Consider the following 9,302-nt stretch of genomic DNA (forward strand, 5'->3'; position numbering starts at 1 on the left):
CGCTCGCGTAGTTTGGTGCCCGATGGACCGTCTGGTGGGGCCGCGCACGCTGGCCGAGCGGGTGCCGCCGGCCGCGTTCCTCGACCGGATCGACGCGGTCGACCCGGTGCTGCACGCGTTCGTGCCCGAACCCGACCCGGGCCGGCGCGCCCGCCTCGCGGCGGCGCCGCCCGCGCCCGGGCCACTCACCGGTGTGCCGCTGGGCGTCAAGGACATCTACCGGACCGACGGCCTGCCCACCCGCGCGGGTTCGGCGCTCCCGCCGGCGGCGTTCGACGGGCCGGAGGCCTGGTTGGTGAGCCGCCTGCGGGCGGCCGGCTGTGTGCTGGCCGGCAAGACGGTGACGGCCGAGTTCGCCAGCGCCGCACCCGGGCCGACCCGCAACCCGCACGACCTCGCGCACACGCCGGGCGGCTCCAGCAGCGGCTCGGCGGCGGCGGTCGCGGCCGGGATGGTGCCGGTCGCGCTCGGCTCACAGACGCTCGGGTCCGTGGTGCGGCCGGCCGCGTTCTGCGGGGTGGTCGGCTTCCGGCCCACCCACGGGCGGGTCCCGGCGGACGGGATGGTCGCGCACTCGCCGTCGCTGGACACGGTGGGCTGGTTCACCGCCGACGTCGCGGGTGCGGCGTTCGTCGCCTCCATCGCCTGTCCAACGTGGACCACCGTGGCAGGTGCGGCGCGACCGGTGCTGGGTGTGCCGGCGGCCGCCTATCTCGGGCAGCCCGACGCGACGGCCCGAGCACACTTCGACGAGCGGCTCGACGCGTTGCGGGCGGCCGGCTTCGTCGTGCGTACCACCGCGTTCCTATCCGATGTGGACTTCGGCGCCATGCGGGTGATCAACCGCTATGAGCTGGCGCGTACGCACGCCGCCTGGTTCCCCGAGTACGGCGACCGCTACCGCCCGCAGACCGCCGCCGCCGTCCGGGAAGGGCTGGCGCTGACCGCCGACGACTACGGGGCGGCCCTGCGCTGGCGCACCGAGTTCAGCGAGGCTTTCGACCAGCAGGACGTCGACGTCTGGGTGACGCCGGCCGCGCCCGGCATCGCACCGCGCGGCCTGGGCCACACGGGCGACGCGGCGATGTCCGTGCCGTTCAGCGTGCTCGGTGCACCGGCGGTGAGCGTTCCGGCTGGTGCGCACGCGGGACTGCCGCTGGGCCTCCAGCTCGCCGGCCCGCGCGGCGCCGACGAGCGGCTGCTCGCCTGGGCGGCGACGATCGCGCCGGTCGTGGCCGGCCCGCGGGTGACGCTAGATTGATCACATGAGACATCGCGTGCTCGGCCGATCGGGACTGTCCGTCAGCGAGGTCATCTACGGCAACTGGCTGACGCACGGCGAAACCGTGGACCGGGCCGCCGCCACCGCGTGCGTGGCGGCCGCGCTCGACGCCGGCATCACCACGTTCGACACCGCCGACGTGTACGCGATGGGCGAGGCCGAGGCGGTGCTCGGCGCCGCTCTGCGCGGGACCCGCCGCGAGTCGGTCGAGATCGCGACCAAGGTCTGCCTGCCCACCGGCGACGGCCCCAACGATCGCGGGCTGTCGCGCAAGCACGTCTTCGAGTCGTGCCACGCGTCGCTGCGCCGCCTCGGCACGGACTACGTCGACCTCTACCAGGCGCACCGCTTCGACCCGCGGACTCCGCTGGAGGAGACCCTGGTCGCCTTCGACGACCTCGTGCGCCAAGGCAAGGTGCGTTACGTCGGCGTCTCGGAGTGGACCGCGGCGCAGATCGAGCAGGCGCTGACCGTGGCCGGGGAGCTGGGCCTGACCCGCCGGATCGTGGCCAACCAGCCGCAGTACAACATGCTCTGGCGGGTGATCGAGCCGGACGTGCTGCCGCTGTGCCGGGCCGAGGGGATCGGCCAGATCGTGTTCCAGCCGCTGGCCCAGGGCGTGCTCACCGGGAAGTACCGGCCGGGCGCCGCGCCACCGGCCGGTTCCCGCGCGGCGGCCGCGGGTCGCGCGCCCCGGTTCATCGGCCGGGTCCTCGGCGACGCGGTGCTCGACCGCGTCCAGCGGCTGCGGCCGCTGGCCGACGAGGCCGGCCTGACGATGGCACAGCTCGCGATCGCCTGGACGCTGGCGACCGACGGCGTCAGTGGCGCCATCATCGGCGCGACCCGGGCGGCGCAGGTCACCGAGAACGCGACCGCCGCCGGAGTCCGGCTGTCACCGGACCTGTTGGCCGCGATCGACCAGACCCTGGGCGATCTTGTCGACCGCGACCCGGCCAAGACGGCCGACATGTTCGCGGTCAAGCCGGAGTGGTCGGCCGCGTGACCCAGGCGGCGATGCCGCGCAGCAGGTCCTCCTCGAGCGCTGCCGGGGCGGCGCTGGTGGTGACCGCGCAGCGGGCCAGGTCGGCCTGCTCGGCCGGGTCGCTGGTGACCAGCGCGTACTGGGTCGCCAGGTCCGCGCCGAACAGCAGCGGGTCGTCGGTGCCGAGGGCGACCGGCACCCCGGCCGCGCGCAGCGCGCGGATCGGCAGCTCGGTGATCGCCGCGACGCCCAGCGGGGGATAGGAGGTCGGGCAGACCTCCAGCGCCACCCCGCGCTCCGCGAGCAGGTCGCGGGTGGCCGGGTCGTGCATCGCGGCCAGCCCGTGCCCGATGCGGTGCGCGCCCAGCAGCGTGACGCAGTCCGCGACGTGTGCCGGTGGCGTGTAGAACCCACCGTGCGGCACCACGAGCAGGCCGGCCTCGGCGGCGGTCCGGCAGGCCGGCACCATGCCGGCGACGGTGCCCAGCCGCTCGTCGTTGGACAGACCGAAACCGACCACACCGCGACCGGCGTACGCGGCGGCCAGCGTCGCCAGGCGCAGCGCGTGCTCCGGCGGCGCCGCCCAGCTCGCCGCGACCACCACGCCCACCGGGATCGGTGCCCGGGCCGCGCCGGCCAGCGCCGCCTCGACCGCGCCGGCCAGGCCGCCCGTCACCGGCGCGTACGACGTCGGGTCGATCTGCAGCTCGATCCAGCCCGCCCCGGACGCCGCGTCGTCGGTCGCGGCCTCGACCACCACCCGCTCGATGTCCGCCGGGCCGCGGATCGCCGCCCGCGCCAGGTCGTAGCGCTCCTGGAAAGCCGGCCACTCGTGCACCGTGCCGGGCGCGAACGGCGGAGGCAGCGCCAGCCCGTCGCGGGCGGCCAACTCCGCCAGGGTCGCCGGGCGCATCGCCCCCGTGAGATGCAGGTGCGGGTTGGTCTTCGGTAGCGTCGCGGCAGTCACCCCGGGAACACTACGGAGGTACGCATGCCCCTCGACGACACCACCGCCGCGGCCGCCACGGCCGCCCGTGAGCTGGCCACCTGGTCCGGCGAGCGCCGCCGGGACGCCCTGCACGCGGCCGCGGACGCACTGGAGAAGGCCGGCGACCAGATCGTCGACACGGCGGTCGCCGAGACCGGGCTGACCCGGCCGCGGCTCGAGGGCGAGCTCGCCCGCACCACCGGCCAGCTCCGGCTGCTCGGCGACTTCGTGGCCGCCGGCCGCGACCGCCCGGTGGTCCGTTCCGCGGCCGCGGCGCCCGGCGGTGGCGACATCGTCGCGGTACGCGTACCCGTCGGTCCGGTCGCGGTCTTCGCCGCCTCCAACTTCCCGCTGGCGTTCGGGGTGCTCGGCGGCGACACCGCGTCGGCGCTGGCCGCGGGCTGCCCGGTGGTGGCCAAGGCGCACCCGGCCCAACCCGAGACCGCGCGATTGATCGAGGCCGCGGTCGCACCGGTCCTGGGCGGCTTCTTCGCGGTCGTGCACGGCGGCGCCGACGTCTCGATCGCGCTCGTCCGGGCCCCCGAGATCCGGGCGGTCGGCTTCACCGGTTCCGCGGCCGGAGGACGCGCGCTGATGGACGCGGCCGCCGCCCGCCCCGACCCGATCCCCGTCTACGCCGAGATGGGCGCGCTCAACCCCGTCTTCGTCTTCCCGTCGGCGCTCGACGACGCCCGCTGGCCCGCCACGGTGGCCGCGGCCGTGACCGGCTCGGCGGGGCAGCTCTGCACCAAGCCGGGGCTCGTCGTGGTGCCCGACAGCGCGGCCGGGGACGCGTTCGCCGACCGGCTGGCCGCCGAGGTGGCCGCGACACCGGTGTTCGACCGGATGCTCACCCCCGGGATGGCCGCCGCGCACGCCGCCTGGCGGGACCGGGCGCCGGGCGTCGAGGGCACGGCGAGCGCGCCCGAGGCCGGTGCGGCGCCGTTCGCCGTCCGGGTCACCGCCGCCGAGCTCGACGGTGAGCTGCTGGAGGAGCACTTCGGCCCGACCGTCGTGATCGCACGGTCCGGCGTGGACGGATACGGGGAGCTGGCGGGCCGGCTCGAGGGCAGCCTGACCGCCACGGTGCTGGCCGGGGAGGGTGACGACGACGCGGTCCGCGCGCTGCTGCCCGCCCTGGTCGACCGGGCCGGGCGGGTGATCTACAACGGCGTGCCGACCGGCGTCGCGGTGGTCGACGCGATGCAGCACGGTGGACCGTGGCCGGCCGCGTCCGGCGCGTTCACCTCGGTCGGCACCGCGGCCGTCGAGCGGTTCCTGCGCACAGTCGCGCTGCAGAACCTGCCGGAGCGGCTCGCACCCTGACGGTTGGCGGTACCCGGACCGACCGGTGGCAAACTGCTTGCCTGCAGGCAATTAAATACGGCGATGGCCCGCATTGATCGGGACTGACCGGGTATCGGGGCGGAATCGGCACCCTTCACGACGGGTGCTCCACACCGGAAGGGATCCCCCCGATGACGGACATCGCTACTCCACGGTCGCCGTCCGGCGGCCAGGAGTCGACCACACAGAAGGCGAAGGACGAAGCCAGGGACGTCGGCAAGACCGCGGCCGCCGCCGGTGGCGACGTCGCGCAGACGGCCAAGGAGCAGGGCAAGGAGGTCGCCCGGGAGACCGCGCGGCAGGCCCGTGACCTCTACGGCGAGGCCCGCGGCCACCTGCGCGACCAGGCCGGCTCGCAGCAGCGGCGGGCGGCCGGCGGCATCCGCGCCCTCGGCGACGAGCTGCGCGGCATGGCCGAGAACAGCAACGGCTCCGGGCCGGCGGGCGAGCTCGCGCGGCAGGCGTCCGGCCGGATCTCCGACATCGCCGACTGGCTCGAGGCGCGGGAGCCCGGCGAGCTGGTCACCGAGGTCAAGGAGTTCGCGCGCCGCCACCCCGGCACGTTCCTCGCGGGTGCGGCCGTGCTCGGCGTGCTCGCGGGCCGGATGACCCGCGGCCTGGTCGCCGACGCACACGACGACGACTCGCGGGCGCGCACCACCGACGACCCGACCGCGGCCTACCCGACCGGCGCGCCACCGGCGGCCTACCCGCCCGAGACGTACGCGACCGGCACGCCGCCCGTCACGTACCCGACCGGCACGCCGCCCGTCACGTACCCGACCGGCACGCCGCCCGTCACGTACCCGACCGACGGCCCGGCGACGGCGTACCCGGCGGCCGCCGACCCCATGGTGGGAACGGCGACGTATCCGACCGTCCGGGACTCGGACCCGGACAGCACGGTCTACGCCGGATCCACGGCGGACCCCGCCGTCGTGCCGGAGCAGCCGGTCGAGCGCGGTCCGTGGGACGAGCGGACCCGGCCATGACCCCCGAGTCACCGGCCGAGCGCTCGTTCGGCGACCTGATGGGTGAGGTCACCCGGGACCTGTCGACGCTGGTCCGGCAGGAGGTCGACCTCGCCAAGGCCGAGCTCAAACAGGAGGCGACAAAGGCCGGAAAGGCGGCCGGCATGTACGGCGGCGCCGGTTTCGCCGGCTACATGGTGCTGCTCTTCGCCTCGATCGCCCTCTGGTGGGCACTGTCCAACGTGATGGACCAGGGCTGGGCCGCGCTGATCGTGGCCGTCCTGTGGGCGGTCGTCGGCGCCGTGCTCTACGTGGTCGCCCGCGGCCAGATGCGCGAGGTACGCGGCATGCCGCGGACCGCCGAGACCGTCAAGGAGATTCCCCCCGCCCTCAAGCCCGACACAGGAGGCTACTGATGAGCACCGACCCGGACCAGATCCGGCGCGAGATCGAACGGACCCGGTCGAGCCTGAGTGACGACGTCGACGCGCTGGCGTACAAGGCCAGCCCGCGGCGCATGGTCGACGACCGCAAACGCAAGGTGCGCACGGCGTTCCGGAACGCGCGGGACACCGTGATGGGCACGGCGTCCGACGTCACCCACCGGGGTGGCAACGCCGCCTCCGCGGTCGCCGACCGGGCCTCGTCGCTGAAGTCCACGGCGTCCGACCAGGCCTCCGCCGTGTCGGACAAGGCGTCGGAAGCCGCCTCGGCCGTCGGCGACGCTGTCCAGGAGGCACCGGCGGCGATCCGCCGGCGCACCGAGGGCAACCCGCTGGCCGCCGGGCTCATCGCGTTCGGCATCGGCTGGCTGGCGTCGTCGCTGCTGCCCGCCACCGAGCGCGAGCAGCGGGCCGCCGGTGCTCTCAAGGAGAAGGTCGCGGAGCACAGCGACACGCTCAAGGACGAGGCCCGCGGCCTCGCGCAGGACGCGCGGGAGCGGCTGGAGCCGGTCGCCCGCGACGCGGTCGACTCCGTGAGGTCGACCGCCCAGGAAGGGGTGGCGACGGTCAAGGACGAGGGCCGCTCCGCCGCCGACGACGTGAAGGTCCGTGCCCAGGAGGCGCGCGACGAGGTGCGTTCCTGACGGGGCGCGCCCGAGGCCGGCCGCCGGTTCGGCGGCCGGCCTCTTCGCGTGCGTCGGGGCCGTTCGGGCGGATCTCCGCAATAGGGTGGAATCGCATCGACCACGAGTGGGGCGCCTGACGGCATGGCGGCAACGACGCAACCGAGCACGGCGGGTGGCGCGGCACAGTTGCGCGGTCGCTCGCTGCTCGTGCTGCTCATCTGTTGCTGCAGCATCTTCATCGTCGGCCTGGACACCAGCGCGCTCAACGTCGCGCTGCCGTCGATCCAGCAGGACCTGAACGCGTCGATCCAGGGCGCCCAGTGGACCATCGACGCGTACACGCTGGTGCTCGCGTCGTTCCTGATCCTCTCCGCGTCGACCGCGGACCGGATAGGCCGCCGGCGCGTCTTCCAGGTCGGCCTCGCGATCTTCGGCCTGGGCTCCCTGCTCTGCGGGCTCGCGCCGTCGCTCGGTTGGCTGATCGCGTTCCGGGTGCTGCAGGCGATCGGCGGCAGCATGCTCAACCCGGTCGCGCTCTCGATCATCTCGAACACGTTCACCGACCCCCGGACGCGGGCGAAGGCGATCGGCGTCTGGGGCGGAGTGGTCGGCGTCAGCATCGCCGCCGGGCCGGTGCTCGGCGGGTTGCTGGTGCAGGCGTTCAGCTGGCGGGCGATCTTCTTCATCAACGTGCCGATCGCCGTGACGGCCATGGTGCTGGCCGGAAAATACATCCGGGAGTCGCTCGCGGCCCGGCGCCAGCGTCTGGACCCGGTCGGGCAGGTGCTGCTGATCGCCGCCGTGGGCGCGCTGACGTTCGGGATCATCGAGGCGCCGATGCGCGGCTTCGGGTCGGTCCCGATCATCGCCTGCTTCGGTGTCGCCGCGGCCGCCTTCGTCGCGCTGCTCTGGTGGGAGTTCCACCACCGGGATCCCCTGATCGACCTGCGGTTCTTCCGGTCGCCGCCGTTCAGCGGCGCGGCCGCCATCGCACTGCTGGCGTTCACGGCGCAGGGCGGGTTCCTGCTGCTCAACACCCTCTATCTGCAGGACGCGCTGGGCTTCTCCCCGCTCGGGGCAGGCCTGGCCATCCTGCCCATGGCGGCCCTGATGGCGGTGGTCGGGCCCATATCCGGCCGCCTGGTGGCGCGCTACGGACCGCGGCCCTCGCTGACCCTCGGCGGCGCGTCGGTGCTGATCGCCGGTCTGATCACGGTCATCCCGCGGACCGACCCGTCGTACCCGCGGCTGTTCGTCGTCTATGTCCTGATCGGTTTCGGGCTCGGCTGGATCAACGCGGCGATCACCAACACCGCGGTCTCCGGCATGCCCAACCGCCAGGCCGGGGTGGCCGCCGGGATCACCTCGACCATGCGGCAGCTCGGCCAGACACTCGGCGTCGCGATCATCGGGTCGATCATCGCGGCGCACGTGACCGAGGTGGCGCAGACGCCGGCGTTCATGTCGGCCTACCACGTGAGCTGGGCGGTGATCGGCGCGATCGGCCTGGCCAACCTCGTCATCGGCGTGGCGACGACGTCGGCCCGCGCCCAGCGGTCGGCGCAGCACAACGCCGACCGCATGGGCGCGGCCGCTCGCGAGTGACTTACATGATCCGCAGGGTCGCGGTCGCCGTGTCCGTCTTGCCGTCGACCGTCAACTCGTAGACGAAGCTGTCGTGGCGCTTCGTCGTGTTGCGGTAGATGAAGCCCTTGCTGGTGGTGCGCACGATCGTGCCGTACCTCGGCGGGGTGACGATCCGCAGCGTGGCCGCGGTGGTCGCCGCGTCGTTGACCAGCACGCTGATCGTCTTCTGGGTGCCGAAGGGCACCTGGACGGTGTCGTCGACGGCGTTCGGCGCCTCGGTGAACGCGCCACGGCCGTTGCCGATGAAGTGCACGACCTCGTCGGTGTACGCGTTCACCGCGCGCACGTCGAGCTTGTGGTCGCCGTTGGCGTCCAGCGCGTCGACGTCGTAGAACTCGTCGGTGCGCAGCACGACCCGCTCACCGTCGTCGAGCACCACGATCGCGCCGTTGGCGGGCGTGCCGGACGCGCCGTCGAAGCCGGCGACCAGGTCGGTGGCGCCGTTGCGGTCGAAGTCGGCGAACTCGAAGTCGACGGAGACGCCGTCGGCGTGCACCGGGCCGGGGACGAGCTGGCCGGACGGCGTGTTGAGCCAGGTGACGACGCCGTCGCTGTCGTCGGTCCACTCGTACACGTCGGTCAGGTTGTCGGTGTTGAAGTTCTCCAGCCCGATGAAGCTCGGCCGGGTGATCGCGTCGAAGCCGCCGGCCGGCGTGAAGTCCTCGAGCACGACGATGTCGCTCTCGACGCCGGGCGTACGACCGTTGAAGTAGGCCAGCAGCAGCTCGGCCGAGCCGTCGCCGCCCAGGTCGACGATCACGCCCATGTCGGGGCAGTAGCCGACCTCGGACGGGTCGGGCCAGGTGTAGCGGGTCGCCGGGCCGAAGCCGCCGCCCGACTGGCCCAGCTCGACGTCGACACCGCAGTCGGCGTCCAGGTCGACCAGGGTGGCGCGGTCGGTGCGGCCGTCGCCGTTGACGTCGCCGAGCAGCGGCTCGTACTGGCCGCCGGCCGACGCCGGTGCGGCGCACAACGCCGACGCCAGGGTCGCCGTCGCTAATACCGCAAGAACT

The 9,302-nt window shown here is 74.0% G+C and carries 9 protein-coding genes; 7 read left to right on the forward strand and 2 right to left on the reverse strand.

The window, feature by feature from the left end; all coding sequences use genetic code 11:
* Positions 1-22: 22 nt before the first annotated feature.
* Positions 23-1,261, forward strand: a complete 1,239-nt coding sequence (locus tag Asi02nite_RS36505) for an amidase (protein ID WP_203718618.1) — start codon at positions 23-25, stop codon at positions 1,259-1,261.
* 4 nt (positions 1,262-1,265) lie between these two features.
* Positions 1,266-2,288, forward strand: coding sequence for an aldo/keto reductase family protein (locus Asi02nite_RS36510; protein WP_203718619.1), 1,023 nt, complete (start codon positions 1,266-1,268; stop codon positions 2,286-2,288).
* Here Asi02nite_RS36510 and Asi02nite_RS36515 read toward each other — a convergent pair.
* Positions 2,263-3,234: an adenosine deaminase family protein gene (locus Asi02nite_RS36515; protein ID WP_239127533.1), complete on the reverse strand. Its 972-nt coding sequence runs from the start codon at positions 3,232-3,234 to the stop codon at positions 2,263-2,265. The two genes, Asi02nite_RS36510 and Asi02nite_RS36515, sit on opposite strands and share 26 nt — an antisense overlap.
* A 24-nt stretch (positions 3,235-3,258) precedes the next feature.
* Here Asi02nite_RS36515 and Asi02nite_RS36520 point away from each other — a divergent pair, with 24 nt between their 5' ends.
* From Asi02nite_RS36520 to Asi02nite_RS36540, 5 genes are all read left to right on the forward strand, one after another.
* Positions 3,259-4,581, forward strand: a complete 1,323-nt coding sequence (locus Asi02nite_RS36520; RefSeq protein ID WP_203718620.1) for an aldehyde dehydrogenase family protein — start codon at positions 3,259-3,261, stop codon at positions 4,579-4,581.
* Positions 4,582-4,733: 152 nt separating this feature from the next.
* The gene (locus Asi02nite_RS36525; protein ID WP_203718621.1) at positions 4,734-5,594 is read left to right on the forward strand and encodes a hypothetical protein; all 861 of its coding nucleotides are present in this window, start codon (positions 4,734-4,736) and stop codon (positions 5,592-5,594) included.
* Positions 5,591-5,989 (forward strand): phage holin family protein, encoded by a 399-nt coding sequence (locus tag Asi02nite_RS36530; protein ID WP_203718622.1) that lies wholly within the window; start codon positions 5,591-5,593, stop codon positions 5,987-5,989. The genes Asi02nite_RS36525 and Asi02nite_RS36530 overlap by 4 nt, the downstream gene beginning before the upstream one ends.
* The gene (locus tag Asi02nite_RS36535; RefSeq protein WP_203718623.1) at positions 5,989-6,660 is read left to right on the forward strand and encodes a DUF3618 domain-containing protein; all 672 of its coding nucleotides are present in this window, start codon (positions 5,989-5,991) and stop codon (positions 6,658-6,660) included. The genes Asi02nite_RS36530 and Asi02nite_RS36535 overlap by 1 nt, the downstream gene beginning before the upstream one ends.
* Before the next feature lie 123 nt (positions 6,661-6,783).
* Positions 6,784-8,247 (forward strand): MFS transporter, encoded by a 1,464-nt coding sequence (locus Asi02nite_RS36540; protein WP_203718624.1) that lies wholly within the window; start codon positions 6,784-6,786, stop codon positions 8,245-8,247.
* A gap of 1 nt (position 8,248) precedes the next feature.
* Here Asi02nite_RS36540 and Asi02nite_RS36545 read toward each other — a convergent pair.
* The coding region (locus tag Asi02nite_RS36545) for an Ig-like domain-containing protein (protein ID WP_203718625.1) at positions 8,249-9,302 on the reverse strand (1,054 nt) is incomplete at its 5' end.

The sequence above is a fragment of the Asanoa siamensis genome (assembly GCF_016862555.1).
GTDB classification, from domain to species: Bacteria; Actinomycetota; Actinomycetes; order Mycobacteriales; family Micromonosporaceae; genus Asanoa; species Asanoa siamensis.

Excerpts from the sequence above, each read along its gene's own strand:
- Asi02nite_RS36530 (WP_203718622.1), top strand. The coding sequence starts at position 5,591 with ATGACCCCCGAGTCACCGGCCGAGCGCTCGTTCGGCGACCTGATGGGT.
- Asi02nite_RS36540 (WP_203718624.1), top strand. The coding sequence starts at position 6,784 with ATGGCGGCAACGACGCAACCGAGCACGGCGGGTGGCGCGGCACAGTTG.
- Asi02nite_RS36505 (WP_203718618.1), top strand. The coding sequence starts at position 23 with ATGGACCGTCTGGTGGGGCCGCGCACGCTGGCCGAGCGGGTGCCGCCG.
- Asi02nite_RS36520 (WP_203718620.1), top strand. The coding sequence starts at position 3,259 with ATGCCCCTCGACGACACCACCGCCGCGGCCGCCACGGCCGCCCGTGAG.
- Asi02nite_RS36535 (WP_203718623.1), top strand. The coding sequence starts at position 5,989 with ATGAGCACCGACCCGGACCAGATCCGGCGCGAGATCGAACGGACCCGG.
- Asi02nite_RS36510 (WP_203718619.1), top strand. The coding sequence starts at position 1,266 with ATGAGACATCGCGTGCTCGGCCGATCGGGACTGTCCGTCAGCGAGGTC.
- Asi02nite_RS36525 (WP_203718621.1), top strand. The coding sequence starts at position 4,734 with ATGACGGACATCGCTACTCCACGGTCGCCGTCCGGCGGCCAGGAGTCG.